The following is a 20408-nucleotide window of genomic DNA, read 5'->3' as shown; positions in this document are numbered from 1 at the left end:
ATTATGAATGGTTTTGAATTGCATTATTTATCATTTGTTTACGCCCAAGAATTTTCTTCAAAAAATAACAATTTAGGTGGTCAAATGAAACATATCATTGCGCTTGCTTCAAAGATTGCTTTCACTCTCGCCCTTTTATATGTGATTTTGGACAGAGTCTATCACGCATCCTTTTTAAGTGTGATGTTTATTGCACTTTTCTTAGGTTTTGTTTCCTATCTTTCTGGTGACATGCTCGTCTTACCCAGAACAAACAATATTACAGCTTCATTGGCTGACTTTGGCCTTTCATTCGTTATTCTTTGGGTATTTGTTTTAACCCAAACAAGAAACGATTTCTCACCATTTGGAGCGGCTCTCCTTTCCGCTGCCTGTCTTACTGTTTTTGAATACTTTTTTCATCGGTATTTACTGAAAAATGTGCTTGATGAAAATTTCCGAAATGAACTGTCAACGAGAGATAACGCGTTGCAGTATCAAACGGAAGCCGCGGACGAGCTGTTTCCCGAAACGAAAGAGAAACATAAGGAATAGGAGGCTGTCTTATCGCCTCCTATTTTTCAGTAGCTATTTTTGAGAAAACGGAACATCACTTCTGTAAACTCATAAAACCTCTCATTTTGAGTAACAGCTCTGCTTTTTAAAGAAAAGATGCCGAACAAAGACTTTCTAAAGCCTGTGCTCATTTCTATCTGGATACTTAAACCTGTTTTTGATTTATTTGCAATGTTATTCGGACTAACGCCCGCATGCGGATGGTCCATATTGAGCAATACAGCAGGAAAACCGGCATGCTGCAATTTCTCAACTAAATCTGCCGCTCTTACGCGATCTGTACCGCCGACTTCGATCTGCTGATCTTCTTCTGCGTACCCGTGTAATGAAATGACATATTCATGGTTTCCCGTCATTTTAAGGGCCCGAGGTTCATCAAAGTGCGTACTCGTAATGTGCAGGACTGAGTTTCCTGTCGATTTTAAGCCTTCAAATAAATACATCGAGTACTCTTTGCTGAGCTCTCTCGCTACTTCACTTGTCCCGCCTTCAATACCTCCTCCGTGAATAGCTAAAACAAGAACAGGGCTTCCGGTTTCTTTCGTAACAACGCCGTAATCAGAAGGATCTTCATTGTTTTTTAATTCCTCAAAATTCTGATATACATCTTCAGCATAAATTGAAGAAATCGGAGTAAACACCATAAAAATCAACAATAATTTTACAATTTTAATAGTTGATGGAAAACGTTTGGCTATGTTACAATCAACATGCTTCAAGGAATGGAGCAAACGGCGGAGCAGGGATACTTTGGCCGGTTTCATCTACTCCGCCTCTAAGTCCAAATCAACAGGATGTAGGTCTCTTTGAGGCTTTAGCACGAATTCTCTTGTCCTCCTTGTTAAATTTTTGTTAAATTCACAATATTATATACCATTAGCCCGGGCGCTGTTCTTCTCATTTTTGAATTTATGAAAAGTAAGCTGGCACCACCTCCCCCATTTCCATACAAAACAAAAATGCACCTGCTCTTTGGCCTGTGCATTTTTTATTTTCTCTTCATTCTTCGTTTTTTTGCTTGATTTAATTTCATGATGTTTTTTTCAATTTTTCTTATGTTTCGCCTTTGCGGGATTGTTTTCATTTCATAATAAACAGAAATAAACCCGCTTAATGTCACTGCTGCAATATAAAGGACGCGCTGTTTGATCATCCGGTCAGCTTGTCCATGATCATTCGCTTCTTTTTCCAGCCTTTCGATCACAGTTTTATCAAACAGCTGATCGACATACACTTGTTTCATTCCCACTGCAAACCCAGCAGCCAGCCAAAGAATCAGAAATAAACTGATATAAAACACCATAAACCCTTCCTTTCCTGTCTTGATGCGGCGCAGAATTTTAAAACAGTTCATCTCATTACAACTGGCAGACGAAGCTTCTTCTTTGTGTTAGGTTCTTTCAATAGGCTGGTTAATATGTGTAATGCTGTAATGAACAGTTAGAAATTTTATTCCAAACAGCCACATATGATGAACAGCGGTTAATTTGTTGTCATGTGCAGCTTCTATCAGAAAGGTTTCAGATAAAGGAAGCGGACAAGTTCCCGCTCTTGTTTGCAGATAAATCCCCTCATCCCCCGCTCTGCTTTTTCTCCGCCTGCTTGTTAAAACCAGCTTCTCCTGATGATGATATGGTTTTAAAATACCTGTCATGCTGCTGAATGGAAGCGGTAAAGAAATATTCATATACCCCTCTCCATTTGAACGATACACTGAATAAAGAGCGGTAAAAATGGTTTCGTTTTTTTCATTTGTTCTAATCCAGGCACGTACTCTTTCCCTTCCGTCTTTTTTAGAATGAACACCTCTTATCTTGCTGTACATCCTATACCAGTCAGGGTTCGTCGAAAGATGTATTTGGCCGATTCTTCTGCTGAACCATTCGTAAATAATTGCAAGCGGCCGAAACCACGTGCTCCATGTTACTTTTGCTTTAATATTGTATTCGATGGTTTGTTCATAAAACGAAAGAATGAGCTGCGCCAGTTTTTCTGGTGAAAAAGCTTTTGAACGCAGGCTGCCCATATCATCCACAAGTCCGCTGTACCGAGCGTTATTTTCAGCTTGAATGCTAGCTAAAAATTCTTCTCCAATCTTTCTTTTTCCGTAGATACGGCTGAATGTCTTTACACTGTCTGTATCAAAAGACTTCGGATCCTCTATTATCCACCCTATGAGAGCGGGCAAGATAACACCAAACGCGTTGACAAAACCGTGAATCCAAATCATCTGATTGATGGTCAATGTAACTTCTTGCCGAAATACACCAAATGAATAAATCATCGAGAAAGCAATCGTTATCATTAAAACAGCGGAAGAAACCCAAATAAGAAATGTCCCCGTCTTGGTGCGAAAAGCTGCCGTGAACACCAAAAATGCATGAAGATAAATCGCCGCCATATAAATGCTAACCGCAATGACATCAAGTGTTTTTGAATATGTGATGCCCAGTGCGATAAGAAGGGGCGAAAGCAAAATCACCCATGTTATCCAACTATACAACATCCGATGTTTTCTAATGGTTCTGCCGAGTAATCCGTTGAAGATCGGGATCAGAAAAGCAGAATAGTGAAAGTGGACAGCAGTAAGCAAAATGATGAGAGGGCCAAATTGCATGATCTGCAAATGGGCAGCATAAGCAAAAAACCAAAATCCTCCTCCCGCCAAATAAATAAGACCGAACAAAACTGATGTCTCTTCGATTCTATGTATCTTTGTTTCCCAAAGGCGGAGGATCGCATACAATGCAATAAAAACTGTGTACATCCACCAGATTAGCGCGAAACCTCCAACCTCCGTCACTAGAGCCAGCACCGCAAAGAATGCGGCTACCGGATAGCACTGGATTAGCCCATATTCCATAAACTGAGCAGCACGAACCGGCGATTGACGAAAAACAAAAGGGAAAATTCCCGGCACAAAAAATAGAATGGATAACAAAACGAGTGCCTCTGCCACTGAAATATCCGGTGCTTCCGCTGCAAGAAATCCTATAAAACAAAGCGCACTGACTATGCCATTTCGTTTCATGATTCTCTCTCTTCCTCCTGAAACGTTCCTTTATAAAAGAAAAGAGTGCCAAGAATTGTATTTTGCACATGCACTTCAATGGTGAAACAATTCTTTTTTCATCAAACGTTTCGCAAACTACGGATGTACCGGTCAGCCATTTCGGCAACGGGATTCTTTTTCCAAATATCAATAGCCATTGCTTTCCCGATGTGATTGTAAGAGAGCCGTCAAGAGATGCCTCGAACGTCAAAACAGACAACAGCAGATGAGGTTTGCCGAAGAAATCAAGTATTCTATTTTTTTTCTCGTCATATATCATTATCGCGTCAAAGAAACGTTTTTTGCCTTTAAAGAAAAATGTACGATTCCATTCTATCCCTGTATGTTGTGATTTCAAAAGACAAGTTCTATTTTGTATTGTAAATGGAATGTCTTTGCCTCTTTCTGAAAAGAAGCATCTGAAAAAAACACCTAGCTTTAACAGCATTCTAACCAGAAAAGAGCCTCCGCTTATTTCTGACATCGTTCCCGTCCCGCTGAATGTATGAGACCCGTCTAATTGGTACCGTTTCTGCAGCTTGGGATGCAGCAAATGATAGTTAATAATTGATTTTTCATAAATCGAACTCACAATGTCACTTCTTTCTCTTTCGTTTTGTGCGCCTGGCACTGGGGAGCTGCAGGCTAAGAGCGCCGCTTGCAGCGGAAAACACACTCAATAGAACCCACATGAATATTTCGGAACCTAGACAAGCAAACCCAGCAAAAATACAAGCCTGGACACCATGAATGATCCATTTTCTTTTTAAAGGAATCAGCCACAAAATAGCTAAGCCTATCTCCGCTGTTCCTGCCAATATGCTTGTCTCAACACCTGCAAAGCCTTGATAGAACCAAAACAGGCTGAAAAACAGACACATGAACACATAGATAATAGCGGATCGAATAAAGCGCTTCGGATGTTTATTTTGCTCTACCCAAAGCCTTAATGCATCAAAGCTCCAGGCAGTCGCCCAGCCAAGCAGCGGTCGAAATAATAAACGATCGATCCATCTTCCCGGCAGTCCGTAGGCTGTTTTGTATTGGTACTGTGTTAAAAACGTCATTTTCCCATTTTCTCTCTGTATATACTTCCAGTAGCCGCTTCCATGCCGAATCAGAGATAACGGATGATTAGAGCCAAAAGCCAGTGAAGAAGACCTTTCAGATGAACATTTGTTGAAAACACCGACGGTTTCTCCTGTACCTGACACCTTTAATCCAAAGCCTACCCTTGTTTCGTAAAGAAACTTCTGTTTTTCGCATGGTTGTCTATTCAAATACGTAATATTTGAAAACCGGAGATCCCATTCCTTATGCAGTGATGGGTTTTGTGTATATTCCCAGAGTGTATCCAGATCAGATTTCATTTCGATTTCTACATAAATCTGTTTCTGCCTCACAGCCCCTTCTCCCTTCTATTTCAAGCAATTCCTATATTAGCATATTGGTCGATTTGAAAAGTGTATATCTCTCCAAAAAAAGTATAAAAAAGAGAAGAGAGGTTTCCTTCTCTTCCCTGGGATTCATTACTGAGTTTTAACCGTGCCGTAATGAGTAATTGTGACGTTCACACTGTATGTGATGTCGGCTTTACTGAAGGTGTCATCCCAGTTATTTTTCACCCTTTTCCATAAGTGGGGATATGTAAGTCTTAAAGATTCATCAAAACCCGCAACATCTGCTTTATAATCACGCTGAATTTTTTTTAATACCTGACCAACTATTTTCTTTACTTCGTTTTCAATAGTCGTTTCGAGACGATCTATAAACTGGGTGTCCAACGCCTCTTTTGTGTTCCAGTTTTCAACCAAATCGCCTTCTGATTCAATATCGACATGGAATGAAATATTTTTCCCTTTTACGATTGGCTGAATTTTGCTTTTAATTTTATTGATATCGTACGCTATCGTTTGTTGGCTCTTTTTATCATGGCTTTTGACAACTCCGCCTTTCCCTTCTCCTCTAATCCATGTAATTCCCTCAGTTTCATATTCATTTAAAGTGCCTATCATTTTTTTCGATTTTCCGTTGATTACAGCTGCTCCGGAATACTTGACCGCTCCATTGGCCGCAACCACATTTTGCAGTAAAAAACTGCTGCCAGAATGCAGTTTTCCAATTAGTTTCGCGAGTGTCATAGGGGGAAGAATTCTGGAAACTTTATGTTCATTTTCACCTAATCCAATCAGCCGAAATGCCGGAATTTCTCCGTTCTCTTTCAGCTGGAGAGCGTCTCTTGCTTCCCCTTTAGCAGATAAAACAAGACAGCTCAGCCTGATTTCATTATCACGAAAAAATTGATCCAGCATTTCGTCGATAGGAAATGTGTGCAGCACATCTTCACTCATGACAACAACTTTTAAATGCGGGCTAAACACTTCTCGGTCCCGTCTTAATGCAACCTCACTTCCGATCTGCTGTAATGAATCCCCTGTTTCACTTATATTAATGTACGCTTTTTGCGCTCCTTGTCCGCTACCGCCTCCCCCGCTTGTGCCCGCGCCTGCCGCTTTTTCATTAACAAATTGATAGGTCAGCGTAATGTTGTCTTTTTTCGGATAGCTCCCGCCCTCTTCTTTTAACTCTTTTTCAGTGTTCGTTTCTTTTCCTTTATCAATTGCGATAGCGAATGTGAGACCCAGATCTTCTATTTCCCGACTGCTCCAGCATCCTGTTACGCAAATCATCAGCAGACATACCATGACCATAGCAGGCAATTGACGTTTTAGTTTACTTTTCACCTCTTTTCCTCCATTTCGAAATGACTAACAGCAAAATCGGCAAAGCGCCAAATATATACAAAGCGATATGACTGACCGTATCGCCCAATATAAAGACGTCATTTTCATTTTTCGGCATGCAAGAGAGGATATAAATAACAGGAAGCAGCACAAACATACATGAAAGGGGTTTCTTTTTAAAAACTTGTGAGACTCCCAGGGAAGCTGCATAAAAAGTGATAATAAACGTAGCAAAAAGCTGCATAATCCAAATCACAAGCAGGAATGATTCAAACCGTTCAAATATTAAACCAGGTATTTCAAAACTTCTCATCAGGTCAAGCCCCGGCCATGTTCTCGTCACAACTCCCTCAACTGATAGTGCACCGATTACCATAATTAGCGTAATCATATAAAAACTGGTCACAACGCCTGTCCCGATCACAACCGCTTTCACCGCATTTTTCGGCTTTTTCATAAATGCTACTAAAATGAGCATAATTTCTGAACATGTAAATGAAAGGTTCGTTGTCTTTACTCCTCTGAGAACCGGCATGATTCCATCACCTAATACAGGACGCAAATTGTTGATCTCAAATATGCCTAAACTCATGAGGGCTATCGTTAAAAAGATGATGACCGTAATCGGAAAAATCATTTCAAAAAGCCGTGCAATCGGATCTAGGCCTTGTGTAATTGAATAAAGCCCAATCCAAAGAACTGTCATAATGATGGCCCAAGACGGTGTCCCTTCGAGGAGAAAAAAATCCACGATTTCGGACATGACTCTGACTTCAAATGCACCGAGTGCCAGAAAATAAGTAATAAAAACAATACTGATCAGATGCCCGAGCCATTTTCCTACAATATGTCGGGAGTATTCATAAAAGGTCTCCTTAGGATACTGCTGGCTTAATTTAACTATAATCATCCCGGCTATTACCGCTAGAACCCCGCCTAATAAAACTGAAATCCATCCATCAGGAGATTGTGTTTGTTCTGTTACTGTCCGAGGGAGCGTAAGAACTCCGGCAGCAAGCATATAATTAATGATGATAATCGTTGCCTGAGCGGTTGTGATTTTACTGGTTGGGCTGAACATGAGACTTTATCACCATCCTGTCGAGTTCATCACTTCACCCGTTTTGTATTATCTGTATTCATCATTTTAGGCCGGCGCTTCATGACTAAAAGAGGCATTCTGATAACAAAGTCTTTCCAATCTTTTAAGTGATAGGGCACTGCCGGACTTGCGTATGGCACACCAAAGCTCTTTAGCTTTACGACATGGCTGCTTAGCAGCAGATAATACATAATGACTCCAAACAATCCAAACACCGCCGCACAAAACATCGCGCCAAACCGAAGCATCCGAAGTGCTATACCTGTGCTATAATGCGGGATGGCAAATGAAGAAATTGCTGTGAGCGCAACAACAATGACCATGATTGGACTGACAATCCCCGCCTGCACAGCTGCTTCCCCGATGATTAATCCGCCAACTATGCCTATTGCGGGTCCAATTGGTTTTGGCAGACGAAGCCCCGCCTCTCTTAAAATTTCAATCGCGACTTCCATAAATAAGGCTTCAATCAGGGATGGGAACGGAACACCTTGGCGCGTCCCGGAAATTGAAATCGCCAGCTTGGTCGGAATTAACCCCGGATGAAAAGAAATAAATGATATATATAAAGCGGGTGCGAATAACGTTATCATTGCTGCGATGAACCTCAGCAATCTGATGAGCGAGCTCGGGAACCACCGTTCATAATAATCTTCAGGCGATTGAAGCATCATGCTGAAAGTGACTGGAACAATCAAAGCAAACGGAGTGCCGTCAAGCAGAATGGCTACTCTTCCTTCCATTAATCCGCTTATGACGCGATCAGGACGTTCTGTACTCTGTACTTGCGGGAACGGGCTCAAATAATTATCCTCAATTAACTGTTCAACGTAGCCTGACTCCGGCAGATGATCGATCTCAATCCCTCTCACTCTTTTTCTTACTTCCTCGACTACTTTTGGATCTGCAATGTCATTCATATAAGCGATGATTAAATCCTTTTTTAATCGTGTTCCTACTTCAAATCTCTGCAATGTTAATTGATCATTTTTTCCTTGCTGTCTCAAAAGAGCTGTATTCGTACTCAACTCTTCTGTAAAGCCTGTGCGCGGCCCTCTGACAAGCGCTTCTGAAAGCGGCTCCTCGATACTTCGATTTTGTTTTTTTACAGTTCCCAGAAGAAAGGCCTGCGGTATTCCATCAATGAGAAGCGCTGTCGACCCCATGAAAACATTCAACACGATATCACTGATTTTCTCTGATTCTATGACATCACCGATTGATACGATTTGATTTTTTATCTGTTTCGAAATTAAAATACCTTTGCCGGATTGAGAAATTTCATCGCTTACCTGATTAGGTTGATTCATGACTAACACTGATAGTCCTTTATTAATCAAGTTCTGATCAGACAGTCCTTCAACAAAGATCAATGCCGCTTTCACATGTAATTGAGTGATTTCAAGCTCACGGAAATGAACGTCCCCGTTATGTCCTATTTTTCTTTTTACATGTTCTAAGTCGTATCCGATGTTACCGGTTAACACATCCTGATCCTGCTTTTCAGCTGTCGAATAATCTGATTTATGCTGCTTCGGTGTTTTGTACTGATTGTTCCGCCACCTCATCATTGCACCTTCTTATACATGAATCCAAGTAAACACTTTATAGATTACATATGGAACGAGAAATACTACTAACGCTTGAAACCACACATTCCAATCAGTAAGTGTTGATATCATGTTATCCATCTGTCATTTCCCCTCTCTCTAATAGGATTATTTTTCCCGTATACCTATTTTTTATGTTCGTCTTTTTTCTCAATAAAAAAAGCATGATGAACATTTCATCATGCTTTTAAAGAAATCAACCTGACCATTTTGCATAATTAACACAAAATGAGCCTTTTAGCAGTCTGGGAAAACTAAAATTCCATCTTGAAGCTTTCTGCCTGATCTGAAACTTCCACAGGAATCCCCATTATCGTTTTCGGTTTGGAAACGTAAACAAAGCGCATTTCTTCCTCTAATTGCTGAAACGCTTTTTCACTAACTAAAATTCTGGCCGGCTTCCCTGGACTGTTATCAATGGCTGCTTTGATTTTTCCAAGCATAAAAAACCTCCTGTTTTAGAAAATGGCTCATTTACTATTAAAACAAAAATCGCAAAATAAATTGGCTGAACAGGAATTCCAGTTCAAACATAACAGTTGCGGCTGAGCAAACAAGCATGAACGAAATGACAACATACACGTCTCTCTCTTTCTCGAACATGCAGAATTCTCCCATTCACAGATCAGACTGGCGACTGACACGCTGTTGAACAGCAGCTCTAGCATAAATAATGCACGCTATGGACATGATCTTATTAGTTATTATATGATTGAATTGAAAAAACATCATATGTCAAGAGGTAAACGAAATGGCTCAAAACAACGAAAATACATTACCAGATATTACAAAAAGTATTACCCTAGAGGCTCCCATTCAGAAAGTCTGGGAGACAGTCTCTACTTCAGAAGGCATTGCCAAGTGGTTTATGCCCAATGACTTTCAGCTCAAAGAAGGACAAGAATTTCACTTACAATCACCGTTTGGGCCGTCCCCTTGTAAAGTTTTGGCTGTTCAAGCTCCAACTGAACTTTCTTTTGAATGGGATACAGAAGGATGGGTCGTTACCTTTCAATTAGAAGACTTGGGGGAAAAGACAGGGTTTACCCTTATTCACAGCGGCTGGAAAGAGCCGAATGAAGTGATCGGCAAAGCAAACGAGAAAAGCTCCGTCGTTCGCGGCAAGATGGATGGCGGCTGGACTGGCATTGTAAATGAACGGCTTCGTAAGGCTATCGAAGAATAAAAAAGAGAGAGTATCTCTCTTTTTTGTTTTTTTCAAGGGTTATACTTCACAATTTGAGTCCATCAATCATAAAACGTAACAGTTTTAGATTTACCAGAGTAATCGGTAACAAAGAACTCGGCCTTGTTATTGCTCCCATCTACAAATTTTCCAATACTGCCAAAGGTGTGGCATTCTCCGGGTGAAAAATAGTTTGCCCCTACATAATCATCAGGATTGTCACCGGGATCATCCTCATATAAGTGCAGTGAAACAGAAAAAGGAGTGCTTCCTGAAAGGCACACTCTAAAATCTCCTCCGGTCGAGTATACCGTCGGACTTGAGTAAGTATATGTGTAAGTCCCCAACTTATCCCACTCTCCAGCCCCCGCAGTTCCGGCTTTTTCTGCTTGTGCCGTTAATGGAAAAACCGCAGCCAACCCTAAAACAGACAAAAATCCAACTACCTTAGTGAATCTCATCAGCTACACCACTCCTCTATTTCAATGATAGCCGCAGATACGTTTGTATCATTTTCGGCAGAGCTACATAATTGATCCAGCCTGCCTCCCTGCTTCTTAGGCAGGTGGCATTGGACATTATATTCAGCAGCAGCCGTTTTATGAATCTGCCTTTGTGCTGGTTTTAAAATGTTCAAAATAAATGCATTCCCATTTGTACTGCTATCTCTTATAATTTGTTTAAAAGGTTGTACTTCAATCAGGGGGAAAAGGATATGGAATTAAGCTTCACAAAAATACTCGTTATTTTGTTTGTGGGTTTTTTAGTATTTGGGCCTGATAAACTGCCGGCGCTTGGCCGTGCAGCAGGAAAAGCCTTATCAGAATTTAAACAAGCAACAAGCGGACTGACTCAGGATGTCAGAAAAAATGACTCAGAAAACAAAGAAGACAAACAAATGTAGGATAAATCGTTTGGGCCGATGAAAAATCGGCTCTTTATTTTGATTTGTTTTTGTGTCATCTGTCTTTTTTTAATCATTTGGACAGCCCTTTTTTCCTTCTATGATTTTAACTGTCCAAGCCGCAAAATCTACTCGCCGTATAATAAAGCGTAGTAAAAATAAAGGAGGAGTATATATGGGTTATTACAAAAAATACAAAGAAGAGTATTATACGGTCAAAAAAACGTATTATAAGAAGTATTACGAATATGATAAAAAATACTATGACCACCATGATAAAAAATATGATGACTGTGATTACGACAAAAAATATGATGACTATGATAAAAAATATTATGATCACGATAAAAAAGACTATGATTATGTTGTAGAGTATAAAAAGCATAAAAAACACTACTAAACGCCATTAACATCTCCTCGTTTTTACTTTCCCCCGGCTATTGCCGGGTCTTTTTTGTTTATGCACTATATGTATATTTCTGAATCTTCCCTTTCTATGAAAACCTTGGTGACTGAATCTAAAAAACGATAATGAAAATTTAGTACATAGTTTAGTTAGTTCATAAGTGAGCGCATTCAGTTTATTGCAGTTACAAAGAAACTTTTATAAACTCTTTGAGGATCATACATAAAAGGAGAGGTTTTTTGTATAGAAACATCGTATTTTATCTCATTTTACTTTGTCTATTTATATCAGTTGTCATGAAAAGCTTTGAGGTGATAAGCACAATAGCCAATGTTATCTGCTTTGTTTTCGTATTGCTATACCTTAAAGACGACATGAAAACATACTCACGTAAAGCGTTAGCAATCCTAAGTATTTGTTTTCTTTTCTTAGTCGGTATCTGTGCTTTTATCATTTTACAAGGACAGACATTGATGAAACGTCACCTCTTTTTTACAGGCTGGGAAACGATAGCGGGCATTCTTTTAATGATCGTTTCTTTAAGCATTTGTACTTTTATTTTGAGGAAAATTTCAAATCGGATAAAACGATTGTGATCTCGTTCTTTCCTCTGATAAAGTTACATAGCTTTCAGATTGGAGAAGCTTTTCGTCCCATTCAAAATGAAATATTTTGTCGATTTATATACATCAATCCAGTTCCAAAATAAGGTATAATAAATGGCGAAACCACTATCAAAAGGGGGAATTTTGGTGAAAAAAGTATTGATTGCAGGTGCAGTAGGAACAGCAGTTCTTTTCGGAACCCTTTCATCAGGTATACCAGGCTTACCCGCGGCAGACGCTCAAGTCGCAAAAGCAGCATCCCAGCTGCCTAACGGAATCGGCGGCCGTGTCTACCTGAACAGTACGGGCGCCGTTTTTACAGCTAAAATCACACTTCCTGAAACTGTCAAAAACAACGACTCGGTCTCTACTCCCTATATTTATTCTGGCTTTAGGGCAACAAGCGGAACTGAAGCCGATATCGGGCTTCAGTACAGCAAACAATACAACGTCTGGAAGCCCCTCATGAAGGTTGGGTCCAAAAATGAAGAAACGTACATCGAAGGAAAAGACAAATTCACATACAATAAAGGCTTCCGCCCTGGAAGCACAGTCCAAATGACAATCTATAAAAATTTAAGCGGCAATACGCGCATGACCCTTTGGGGAACGAACAATGACGGCTACACCGGACGGATTATCACAGAAATTCAAGGAACCAACATCGGCACGATTTCAAAATGGAAAACCCTTGCTACCGCGGCTGTTTCGTATGAAAGCCAGCGTGATGCGATCAAAGCAACCTTTTCGACATCTTTTAACAACATCACAATCGACAATAAAGCCGTCACTCCTGTGGTAGATACACAGGATTTCGCAAAGGTTTCAGTTGCAGGAAATAACGTTACGATCTCTGTTCATAAATAAACGAAGCAGCAAAAAGCCGCCAGCATTGTCTGGCGGTTTTCATTGGAGCATACTGGTCATAGTTCGTTTCTTCAGCTCTTTTGTTTAAACCTAACTTTAATAAGGGTGGAAATTGGTATGAAATATGAAAAATCAAGTCTTTTTGGAATGATTTTAGTTATTGTAGCACTTCTAATATCTATATATTTTATGTGTAATACAAATGCGTTGGTACCTGCTGGATATGATTTAGCTATTCATGGAATTGTAATATCTAGAACTGTAATGATTGCTTTTACTTTGTATTTAGTTTCAAAGTTAGGATATTTTCTTCTGAATAAAAAAAATTAACTGTAGAGTTAATCTTTTTTATGTATTATACGTGTTTGTCCTTCAATTTTTATTCATCTTCCAGATTGCTTAATGAAATTAGGATACCTGCTATCCATTCACTGCACAATAAAAAGGCAGCATTAAACCGCTACCTCAAATAAAAGCTTGTCCCCATGTTTATAGTTGATTAATTTGAAATCATCAATGGTAAAGTTATAAAAATCTTTCACTTCAGGATTGATCCATAGTTCAGGTGCTTCAAACTGTTCTCTTTCCATTTGAATTTTCAAATTGTCTATATGACGTGTGTACACATGGCAATCCCCAATGTTAAAGATATATTCACCAAGCTCATAACCAGTCACTTGAGCAATCATGCGCTGCAACACATTGTACTGGAATACATTGAATGGATTCCCCAACGCCATATCATTGCTCCGTGCTCTTACCTCGAGGTGGAGCTTACCTTGCTTCACATACCATTGAGTTTCGTATACACATGGCGTTAAGGACATTGCGTCTAAATCATCAGGATTCCACAGCATTGTAATATGTCTGCGTGAAGACGGGTTGTTCTTCAATTGATGAAGAAGATAGTCTACCTGATCCACTTTTTCTCCATTTAGACTTCTGTTTTTCTTCCCCAGCTGAAATCCATATGCATGTCCGATGGTGCCGTCTTCTTGTTTCCACTGATCCCAAATATGTACGCCCATCTTGTTTAAATCATTAACATCATTAGATTTCAGCTGCCAAATCCAGAGCAACTCTTTAATGGCTGTTTTCCAGGCAACCTTTTTTGTCGTTAAAATCGGAACCTCTGAGTTGTCAAACCTCATTTGCTTACTGATTACACTTAGAGTATGAGCCGGTGTTCCATCTGAGTCCCACTTGGTTCTCACATCAAACTCTTCGTCTGAGATTCCATTATTGATGATATCCTTTATAATTGAATTGTATTGTTTATCGAATTGCGTCATGACTATTCATATCCTTCTTTCATTTTCAGTTGCTAAGCATAATTTATTACGAATGCAATATTATCGCAAATACTAAGCACTCGCAGATAAAATGAGATTCTTATTCCACTCACTGTGTGTTTAAAGAGGAGTTAATAACCCCCTCTTTTACACCTGTATTTCTCCATAACATAGTCTGTCACATAGCTCATAGTTACCGCCAGTTTGGTACATACACCGTTGATAACATTGTTGAGGATTATAAGAAATGGTTTGATATTGCGGCACATAAAAATTCAAATAGTCAGGTGTTTGTGTATACCAAATTGGAAATTGTCTAAACACATTAAATCCTCCAATAGCTTTTTCTGATTTAATGCATTGTATTTTACCTCAATATCAATTGTCATTTGTCCATGTGCAATTGGGCTTTCTTTAAAATAAATTCTCTCTAATTTCATTCATTTTTTTTATGATATTTGGCAGCGGTTCATTACTTATATGATCTGTTTCTAACCGGTTTTGATGTTTGTTTTGATGTCTAACTCTAAACCCTTCAAAAGCAGTGTTAAAAATCACATCATAGAGCTCTTGAATCTTAACCATAACATTCAAATATTCTTCAATGAGAAAGTCCCTTTTTACGTATACTAATCTTCTCTATACACTTTACTATTATTTTACAGTGATTGAGTGCTCTCTCTCGCTCTTAAACAGCTATCCGTTTTGTTTTTCAGAAAGTGTTTTAAACAGCCTCTTTTTACTATTCTTATTTTATTTGACCATACCATATCATTTAAACTTCATAAATTAAATTCGAATAACATAAAGGAGGAATTTAATTGGGTTATTATAAAAAATATAAAGAAGAGTATTACACTTGGAAAAAAACATATTACAAAAAGTATTACGACAATGATAAGAAGCATTATGATTGCGACAAGTATTATGATCATGATAAAAAACATTATGATTATGATAAAAAGTATTATGACCATGATAAAAAGTATTACGATGATCACGATTATCATTACGAAAAAAAGTATTATGATGACGATGATCATTATTATGATTTTGTCGAATCATATAAAAAACATCACTAAATCTCTTAAACGTCTATTTATTCCCCGGCGACATACCGGGGGCTTTTTTATGATATTTATCGACGATACTCAGATTTTTTTGTGAAGTCTTATGTCTCATTTCATTTTATATTTTGAACTTGTTCTCATGGCTGCTGTAAATTCAATTATTAATGAACACATGTCATTTAACTTGGCTTATTATTAGTGGCATTACTAGTTTTTAGTTGCCTTCCCCTATTTATAAAAATTTAGATAAAAGTATTTCTTTATAGAGATGCTTGTTTCATCGACAACTCAATCCTAAATGTGGTAAAATCGATAAAAATGTAAAAACTGTAAATATAATAAAAGGAGCATCTTTATGTATATAAGTATTATAATTTTAGCATCCATGCTTTTATGGGGGGCAGTTATCCACGAGCTAAGTAAACCTTCAAAAAAGCAAAGCACCAGAAAAATTGTTTCTTTGACATCTTTAGGTTCTTTATCGACTTTAGTTATTACTATTTCACTTTTTCAAAACTTCCCTTTTTAAACTTTGTTTTTAATTAAATCCTTCGTATTAAAATATTCATTTTATACATAATATTTATATGTACCTTGGCTGAAACCTCCATTGATCAATCACACAGCATGAAGACAGCCAAGGATTTATTTTGTTTACTTCGTACCTGTTGAACCGAGTCCTCCTCTATCCTCGTTTCCCAAATGCTCGACTTCAACCAATTCAACCGCCGGCATTTTCTTCATGATTCTAAACTGGCAGATACGATCACCCTTCTTAATTTCAGTATCACGCAATGCATAAGCAGGAAAGAACCAGAAATCGTTGTCTCCCTTATATGACTCATCGATAACACCCATTGAATTTGTTTGAATAACGCCAAAGTTCTTATATGTACTTGAACGAGGGACGACATGTGCTTCGTAACCTTCAGGCAGCTCCATTGCAACACCTAATGGGACAAGCTTAAATTCATCTTTTTTGATTGTTACATCTTCAGCTGCCCGAAGATCAATCCAGTCTCCCTGCTCAATTTTGCTGATTCTTGTTTGTGTTTCATCTAGATACTTGATTTTAATTTGCATTGTCATGTACTAGCTCCTTTAATTTTTATTGACTATCATACAGTAAGGCTTGTTCTTGTGTCATTTTCATCAGTTATAAATTGCACGTCTTCAAAATCATTCTGTAAAGCATTGAAGTACAGTTTTTCAATGATATTTTTGTTTTTACAGTAAATCGAAACGTAGCTATTATCTGCTATCAAAAGGACAAGTTCGCAATCACTGTCAGCAAACTCTTCATATGTATTGACTTGATTCACCATTTTTCCATATGGAAATGCTTTCAGTTCAACGAAAATGGTATAGTACTGATTCGTTTTTAATTGTTGCTCAAAAACTGCCCCTTCAACAATTGCGTAGTCATGAAAAAGCTCCTCATCATCGAGCTCTCCTTCTACAACAAAATAAGATTCCCCACTCGTTTGCCACCTATAATTAGCTATTTCTACCGGCCGCAGTATTCTCCATAGAAAATCCCCATATTCATTCGGTATTTGAAAACTAACTCCCCTATTCATGTATACCCCTTACTTAAACGATTTTTGTGAATACGAGTTTAATTATATACTCTGATGTTAGGTTTATGGAACAAGGAATCGACTGCCTTTTCAACCGATTATCTTTTACAGAATTTCCTCAGCCCTTCTCATTTAAAAGGTTCTTCCAATGTTCATAACAACGGTAAGTATTTCCTGATTAGATTTCTCGTTATCATCTAGCCTTAGAAAAAAATGTCCCGAAACAAATAATCATTTTTGTAATCCTCGGTCGCCGTACCCATTAACACCCCACTTACAAGCCTCATGTATCCCGTACTTGCTATTCGAACATTGATAAGCACCTTCTCGTATCACATGGATTTGCTGTTGAATGATTTCAAATAAAGTTGAATAAAATAAGATCGAATCATCCAACAATTAACATTTATTCTTGCGGCAATAGGTGGTAGTTACAATCCATAAGAAGGAAGGAAGCGTTGATGATAAAGCTTTGCCGAGAAGTTTGGATCGAAGTCAATCTTGATGCCGTTAAAAAGAATTTGCGAGCGATCCGCCGTCATATTCCACATAAGAGCAAAATTATGGCTGTCGTAAAAGCGAACGGTTATGGTCACGGGTCTATAGAAGTGGCGCGTCATGCACTTGAACACGGGGCGAGTGAGCTTGCTGTTGCCAGCGTGGAGGAAGGAATCGTTTTACGAAAAGCGGGGATTACAGCACCTATCCTTGTGCTTGGTTTTACGTCCCTTAGTTGTGTGAAGAAGTCAGCGGCTTGGAATATAACATTATCAGCATTTCAGGTTGATTGGATAAAAGAAGCAAACGAGATATTGGAGAAAGAAGCAAGTACTGATCGGCTGGCTATTCATATTAACGTGGATACCGGCATGGGACGATTAGGTGTACGCACAAAGGAAGAGCTTTTAGCAGTAGTGAAAACCCTAAAGGCAAGCGAATTTCTCAGATGGACAGGGATTTTTACACATTTTTCAACAGCTGATGAACCAGACACAACACTCACAAAGCTGCAGCACGAAAAATTCATCAATTTTCTCAGCTTTTTAAAAGAACAAGGGATTGAGCTGCCCACCGTGCATATGTGCAACACAGCTGCAGCTATCGCATTTCCGGAATTTAGCGCTGATATGATCCGTTTAGGTATCGGCTTATATGGTTTATATCCTTCAGCCTATATTAAACAACTAAATCTCGTTAAGCTTGAACCTGCGTTAAGTTTAAAGGCACGCATCGCTTATGTGAAAACCATGCGGACAGAACCCCGAACCGTTAGCTATGGTGCTACATACATCGCAGAACCTAATGAAGTAATTGCTACACTCCCGATTGGCTATGCTGACGGCTATTCTCGTGCCCTTTCCAATCGCGGGTTTGTTCTTCATCGCGGAAAACGAGTGCCAGTGGCGGGAAGAGTAACAATGGATATGATCATGGTCAGTTTAGGAGAAAACGGTGAAGGTAAACAAGGAGAAGAAGTCGTGATTTACGGTAAGCAAAAAGAAGCCGAGATTTCCGTTGATGAAGTGGCTGAAATGCTCAATACGATTAACTATGAAGTCGTGTCTACATTAAGCCGCCGCATCCCTCGTTTTTATATAAGAGATGGCGAGATTTTTAAAGTATCAACTCCAGTATTATACGTGTAGAACATCTTAAAATGCTGAATCAAAATCCCTCTACCAGAGGGATTTTGTTTTTTCTGAAACTAAAAAAATCCCTCCTATAAGAAGAGAGATTTTCAACATATTTATACCTCAATAACTGATTGTTCAGGAGTATTATGATCGTGTCGAGAACGAAAATGCTCTTCTAATTCTTCAAGTGTCCGCCCCTTTGTTTCCGGCATGAATTTGTATACAAAACCGATTGCCAATACACCTAAAGCCACAAATATAAAGAATGTAAAAGACAAACCTACAGAGCTAAGCAAGATCGGGAAAGCAAAACCGATCACAAAGTTTAATATCCAAAGGAAAAAAACACTTATCCCAGAACCAAGTCCTCTTAACCTTTGAGGGAATATTTCCGCTATGACAAGCCAAGTCACAGGTCCTACACACCCTTGCATAAAGGCAAGAAATAAAACGGTCAAAGAAAGCACTACATAAGGAAGTGCCATAGATCCATCAAGCACAATTGAGAAAATCGCAATCAATAGGAGCGCTGTAGTCGTCCCCGCCAAACCAATCAATAATATTGGACGCCGTCTCACTTTTCCGACCAGCCAAATCCCAAATATAACTGCAATAACTGATATCAGCCCATTTCCAATATTAGCGATTAAAGCCGCTTTTGTACCAAAACCAGATTCTTTAAGGATTTGTGTGCCATAATACATAATCGAGTTCACACCTGTAATTTGATTCACGATGGCAACACCGATTCCAATCCATAAAAGACGGCGCAGCCATGGTGTAGAAAAGTCCTTGAGTGATGCCTTTTCTAGTGCTGTATCTTTTTCTACCGCTTCTTGAATTTCTCTACATTCAGCTTCTGCACGTTTATCTTCTCGAATTTGTTTAAGAACTCGCAACGCCTCACTGTTTTTGCCTTTGGAGATTAGCCATCGGGGGCTTTCTGGTACCTTAAGCATACTGGCAAATAACATGATAGCTGGAACAGCACAAATGACTAACATGTATCTCCAAACATGTCCCGTATTTGCCATTGTTACACCGAGGATCGCATTAAAAACATATGCTAAAAATTGCCCGCCAACAATCATTAGTTCATTTTGGGTTACTATACGCCCTCTCTTTTCATGCGGTGCCATTTCTGCTAAAAAGGCCGGCACCATCGCCGAGGCTCCTCCAACAGCCAGCCCCAGTAAAAAACGAAAGGCCGCCATGATGAAAACATTAGGTGCTAACGCTGTTCCCAGTGATGCCAGGAAAAATAAAAAGGAAAGATTAAGGATCATTTTACGGCGGCCATATCGATCAGCCAATCTTCCGCATAACAACGCTCCAAACGCGGCACCTAATAATAGAATACTCGTAACAAGCCCTTCTGTAACCGGTGTTAAATCAAGCTGATCTGGCCTTGCCATAAAAGGTAAAGCTCCATTTATAACTCCGGTGTCATATCCAAAGAGAAGCCCTCCAAAAGTTGCTGAAATCATTATTAATTTCAACCTTCGATTTCGATGTTCATTCATATCCATTTCCCCTGCCTTTATTAAGAATACTTAATAAGCTCTTTCAGTGTGGATATTGAGTCAAAACTAAAGTCATCTCTATCTTAGATTTTCGCCTCTGGATTTGTAACTGTTTACATTTTTAGCCAATAGAATAAACCTAAGTTATTAGTTGTTATGTTGTAGTAATGTTTTTGTCACATTATTGTCATTTCTCATATTATCATAATTCCAAAAGCATTTTCAGTCAATATTATTTTCAGGATTATTTATTTCCGCTATGTGATGGTGATGTTTTG

The 20408-nt window shown here is 38.9% G+C and carries 24 protein-coding genes and 2 pseudogenes; 9 read left to right on the top strand and 17 right to left on the bottom strand.

What is annotated here, in order from left to right; all coding sequences use genetic code 11:
- Nucleotides 1–84 precede the first annotated feature (84 nt).
- The gene (locus tag MKX71_RS09590) at nucleotides 85–534 is read left to right on the top strand and encodes a YndM family protein (RefSeq protein ID WP_044052523.1); all 450 of its coding nucleotides are present in this window, start codon (nucleotides 85–87) and stop codon (nucleotides 532–534) included.
- A gap of 26 nt (nucleotides 535–560) precedes the next feature.
- On the opposite strand, the gene pghL is transcribed toward MKX71_RS09590, so the two are convergent.
- The 10 genes and pseudogenes from pghL to MKX71_RS09540 form a co-directional block, all read right to left on the bottom strand.
- Nucleotides 561–1319, bottom strand: coding sequence for a gamma-polyglutamate hydrolase PghL (gene pghL / locus MKX71_RS09585; protein ID WP_339231991.1), 759 nt, complete (start codon nucleotides 1317–1319; stop codon nucleotides 561–563).
- Between the two features lie 224 nt (nucleotides 1320–1543).
- Nucleotides 1544–1858 (bottom strand): hypothetical protein, encoded by a 315-nt coding sequence (locus MKX71_RS09580; RefSeq protein WP_174223677.1) that lies wholly within the window; start codon nucleotides 1856–1858, stop codon nucleotides 1544–1546.
- An 87-nt stretch (nucleotides 1859–1945) separates the two neighbouring features.
- A complete protein-coding gene (locus MKX71_RS09575; RefSeq protein ID WP_339231990.1) occupies nucleotides 1946–3586 on the bottom strand; it encodes a YndJ family protein in 1641 nt (546 codons plus the stop codon).
- Nucleotides 3583–4199 (bottom strand): annotated as a pseudogene (locus MKX71_RS09570) (DUF4166 domain-containing protein). Before MKX71_RS09570 ends, MKX71_RS09575 begins: the two are co-directional and overlap by 4 nt.
- A 4-nt stretch (nucleotides 4200–4203) precedes the next feature.
- A complete protein-coding gene (locus tag MKX71_RS09565) occupies nucleotides 4204–5010 on the bottom strand; it encodes a hypothetical protein (RefSeq protein ID WP_339231988.1) in 807 nt (268 codons plus the stop codon).
- A 126-nt stretch (nucleotides 5011–5136) separates the two neighbouring features.
- Nucleotides 5137–6351 carry a Ger(x)C family spore germination protein gene (locus MKX71_RS09560; RefSeq protein WP_038827867.1) on the bottom strand — a complete coding sequence of 405 codons (1215 nt, stop codon included), beginning with the start codon at nucleotides 6349–6351 and terminating at the stop codon, nucleotides 5137–5139.
- Nucleotides 6341–7432: a spore germination protein gene (locus MKX71_RS09555; protein WP_064671429.1), complete on the bottom strand. Its 1092-nt coding sequence runs from the start codon at nucleotides 7430–7432 to the stop codon at nucleotides 6341–6343. The genes MKX71_RS09560 and MKX71_RS09555 overlap by 11 nt, the downstream gene beginning before the upstream one ends.
- A gap of 29 nt (nucleotides 7433–7461) precedes the next feature.
- Complete coding sequence (locus MKX71_RS09550; protein ID WP_339231987.1) at nucleotides 7462–9024, bottom strand: spore germination protein; 1563 nt, start codon at nucleotides 9022–9024, stop codon at nucleotides 7462–7464.
- 293 nt (nucleotides 9025–9317) lie between these two features.
- Nucleotides 9318–9506, bottom strand: coding sequence for a hypothetical protein (locus MKX71_RS09545; protein ID WP_339231986.1), 189 nt, complete (start codon nucleotides 9504–9506; stop codon nucleotides 9318–9320).
- 37 nt (nucleotides 9507–9543) lie between these two features.
- On the bottom strand, nucleotides 9544–9666 hold the full coding sequence (locus MKX71_RS09540) for a hypothetical protein (protein ID WP_015713998.1): 123 nt from the start codon (nucleotides 9664–9666) through the stop codon (nucleotides 9544–9546).
- Between the two features lie 148 nt (nucleotides 9667–9814).
- On the opposite strand from MKX71_RS09540, the gene MKX71_RS09535 reads away from it, so the two are divergent.
- Entirely contained in the window at nucleotides 9815–10249 is a 435-nt protein-coding gene (locus MKX71_RS09535; RefSeq protein ID WP_015713997.1) for an SRPBCC domain-containing protein, read from the top strand.
- Nucleotides 10250–10311: 62 nt separating this feature from the next.
- On the opposite strand, the gene MKX71_RS09530 is transcribed toward MKX71_RS09535, so the two are convergent.
- Together MKX71_RS09530 and MKX71_RS09525 are read right to left on the bottom strand one after the other, a co-directional pair.
- A complete protein-coding gene (locus MKX71_RS09530; RefSeq protein ID WP_009967329.1) occupies nucleotides 10312–10710 on the bottom strand; it encodes a hypothetical protein in 399 nt (132 codons plus the stop codon).
- A gap of 16 nt (nucleotides 10711–10726) precedes the next feature.
- Nucleotides 10727–10886: pseudogene (locus MKX71_RS09525) on the bottom strand (hypothetical protein).
- 78 nt (nucleotides 10887–10964) lie between these two features.
- Between MKX71_RS09525 and tatAC the strand changes: the two are divergent.
- The 5 genes from tatAC (at nucleotide 10965) to MKX71_RS09500 (ending at nucleotide 13361) form a co-directional block, all read left to right on the top strand.
- Nucleotides 10965–11153 carry a twin-arginine translocase TatAC gene (gene tatAC, locus MKX71_RS09520; protein ID WP_049140125.1) on the top strand — a complete coding sequence of 63 codons (189 nt, stop codon included), beginning with the start codon at nucleotides 10965–10967 and terminating at the stop codon, nucleotides 11151–11153.
- Between the two features lie 175 nt (nucleotides 11154–11328).
- Nucleotides 11329–11553: a hypothetical protein gene (locus tag MKX71_RS09515; RefSeq protein WP_015713994.1), complete on the top strand. Its 225-nt coding sequence runs from the start codon at nucleotides 11329–11331 to the stop codon at nucleotides 11551–11553.
- Between the two features lie 245 nt (nucleotides 11554–11798).
- A complete protein-coding gene (locus MKX71_RS09510; RefSeq protein WP_049140124.1) occupies nucleotides 11799–12155 on the top strand; it encodes a YoqO family protein in 357 nt (118 codons plus the stop codon).
- A 153-nt stretch (nucleotides 12156–12308) separates the two neighbouring features.
- Nucleotides 12309–13031 carry a YrpD family protein gene (locus tag MKX71_RS09505; protein WP_129010203.1) on the top strand — a complete coding sequence of 241 codons (723 nt, stop codon included), beginning with the start codon at nucleotides 12309–12311 and terminating at the stop codon, nucleotides 13029–13031.
- Between the two features lie 42 nt (nucleotides 13032–13073).
- Nucleotides 13074–13361, top strand: coding sequence for a hypothetical protein (locus MKX71_RS09500; protein WP_163182332.1), 288 nt, complete (start codon nucleotides 13074–13076; stop codon nucleotides 13359–13361).
- Nucleotides 13362–13483: 122 nt separating this feature from the next.
- Here the strand turns inward: MKX71_RS09500 and MKX71_RS09495 are convergent, their stop codons facing one another.
- Nucleotides 13484–14323, bottom strand: a complete 840-nt coding sequence (locus MKX71_RS09495; RefSeq protein ID WP_015713990.1) for a thymidylate synthase — start codon at nucleotides 14321–14323, stop codon at nucleotides 13484–13486.
- Nucleotides 14324–14598: 275 nt separating this feature from the next.
- Entirely contained in the window at nucleotides 14599–14763 is a 165-nt protein-coding gene (locus MKX71_RS09490) for a hypothetical protein (protein WP_003231643.1), read from the bottom strand.
- 381 nt (nucleotides 14764–15144) lie between these two features.
- Here MKX71_RS09490 and cotU point away from each other — a divergent pair, with 381 nt between their 5' ends.
- The gene (gene cotU / locus MKX71_RS09485; protein ID WP_064671425.1) at nucleotides 15145–15405 is read left to right on the top strand and encodes a spore coat protein CotU; all 261 of its coding nucleotides are present in this window, start codon (nucleotides 15145–15147) and stop codon (nucleotides 15403–15405) included.
- 642 nt (nucleotides 15406–16047) lie between these two features.
- On the opposite strand, the gene dutA is transcribed toward cotU, so the two are convergent.
- Together dutA and MKX71_RS09475 are read right to left on the bottom strand one after the other, a co-directional pair.
- Entirely contained in the window at nucleotides 16048–16482 is a 435-nt protein-coding gene (gene dutA, locus MKX71_RS09480) for a dUTP diphosphatase DutA (RefSeq protein ID WP_003245820.1), read from the bottom strand.
- 29 nt (nucleotides 16483–16511) lie between these two features.
- Nucleotides 16512–16973, bottom strand: a complete 462-nt coding sequence (locus MKX71_RS09475) for a DUF2691 family protein (protein WP_326237571.1) — start codon at nucleotides 16971–16973, stop codon at nucleotides 16512–16514.
- A 461-nt stretch (nucleotides 16974–17434) separates the two neighbouring features.
- Between MKX71_RS09475 and alr the strand changes: the two genes are divergently transcribed.
- Nucleotides 17435–18619 carry an alanine racemase gene (gene alr, locus MKX71_RS09470; RefSeq protein WP_116316095.1) on the top strand — a complete coding sequence of 395 codons (1185 nt, stop codon included), beginning with the start codon at nucleotides 17435–17437 and terminating at the stop codon, nucleotides 18617–18619.
- 101 nt (nucleotides 18620–18720) lie between these two features.
- Here alr and MKX71_RS09465 read toward each other — a convergent pair whose 3' ends face one another.
- Entirely contained in the window at nucleotides 18721–20136 is a 1416-nt protein-coding gene (locus MKX71_RS09465; protein ID WP_339231985.1) for a sugar porter family MFS transporter, read from the bottom strand.
- Nucleotides 20137–20408 lie beyond the last annotated feature (272 nt).

The sequence above is a fragment of the Bacillus sp. FSL M8-0071 genome, assembly GCF_037975455.1.
Taxonomy (GTDB): Bacteria; Bacillota; Bacilli; order Bacillales; family Bacillaceae; genus Bacillus; species Bacillus subtilis.
The sequence above is the reverse complement of the archived record's forward strand: the minus strand, read 5'-3'. Positions and strand labels throughout refer to the sequence as shown.

What these genes read in the sequence shown, in the direction of transcription:
- alr (WP_116316095.1), top strand. Translation starts at nt 17,435, where the DNA reads ATGATAAAGCTTTGCCGAGAAGTTTGGATCGAAGTCAATCTTGATGCC.
- MKX71_RS09555 (WP_064671429.1), bottom strand. Translation starts at nt 7,432, where the DNA reads ATGTTCAGCCCAACCAGTAAAATCACAACCGCTCAGGCAACGATTATC.
- pghL (WP_339231991.1), bottom strand. Translation starts at nt 1,319, where the DNA reads ATGAAACCGGCCAAAGTATCCCTGCTCCGCCGTTTGCTCCATTCCTTG.
- MKX71_RS09495 (WP_015713990.1), bottom strand. Translation starts at nt 14,323, where the DNA reads ATGACGCAATTCGATAAACAATACAATTCAATTATAAAGGATATCATC.
- MKX71_RS09550 (WP_339231987.1), bottom strand. Translation starts at nt 9,024, where the DNA reads ATGATGAGGTGGCGGAACAATCAGTACAAAACACCGAAGCAGCATAAA.
- MKX71_RS09465 (WP_339231985.1), bottom strand. Translation starts at nt 20,136, where the DNA reads ATGGATATGAATGAACATCGAAATCGAAGGTTGAAATTAATAATGATT.
- MKX71_RS09475 (WP_326237571.1), bottom strand. Translation starts at nt 16,973, where the DNA reads ATGAATAGGGGAGTTAGTTTTCAAATACCGAATGAATATGGGGATTTT.
- MKX71_RS09515 (WP_015713994.1), top strand. Translation starts at nt 11,329, where the DNA reads ATGGGTTATTACAAAAAATACAAAGAAGAGTATTATACGGTCAAAAAA.
- MKX71_RS09535 (WP_015713997.1), top strand. Translation starts at nt 9,815, where the DNA reads ATGGCTCAAAACAACGAAAATACATTACCAGATATTACAAAAAGTATT.
- MKX71_RS09545 (WP_339231986.1), bottom strand. Translation starts at nt 9,506, where the DNA reads ATGCTTGGAAAAATCAAAGCAGCCATTGATAACAGTCCAGGGAAGCCG.
- tatAC (WP_049140125.1), top strand. Translation starts at nt 10,965, where the DNA reads ATGGAATTAAGCTTCACAAAAATACTCGTTATTTTGTTTGTGGGTTTT.
- MKX71_RS09590 (WP_044052523.1), top strand. Translation starts at nt 85, where the DNA reads ATGAAACATATCATTGCGCTTGCTTCAAAGATTGCTTTCACTCTCGCC.
- MKX71_RS09580 (WP_174223677.1), bottom strand. Translation starts at nt 1,858, where the DNA reads ATGGTGTTTTATATCAGTTTATTTCTGATTCTTTGGCTGGCTGCTGGG.
- dutA (WP_003245820.1), bottom strand. Translation starts at nt 16,482, where the DNA reads ATGACAATGCAAATTAAAATCAAGTATCTAGATGAAACACAAACAAGA.
- MKX71_RS09490 (WP_003231643.1), bottom strand. Translation starts at nt 14,763, where the DNA reads ATGAAATTAGAGAGAATTTATTTTAAAGAAAGCCCAATTGCACATGGA.
- MKX71_RS09540 (WP_015713998.1), bottom strand. Translation starts at nt 9,666, where the DNA reads ATGTTCGAGAAAGAGAGAGACGTGTATGTTGTCATTTCGTTCATGCTT.
- MKX71_RS09530 (WP_009967329.1), bottom strand. Translation starts at nt 10,710, where the DNA reads ATGAGATTCACTAAGGTAGTTGGATTTTTGTCTGTTTTAGGGTTGGCT.
- MKX71_RS09575 (WP_339231990.1), bottom strand. Translation starts at nt 3,586, where the DNA reads ATGAAACGAAATGGCATAGTCAGTGCGCTTTGTTTTATAGGATTTCTT.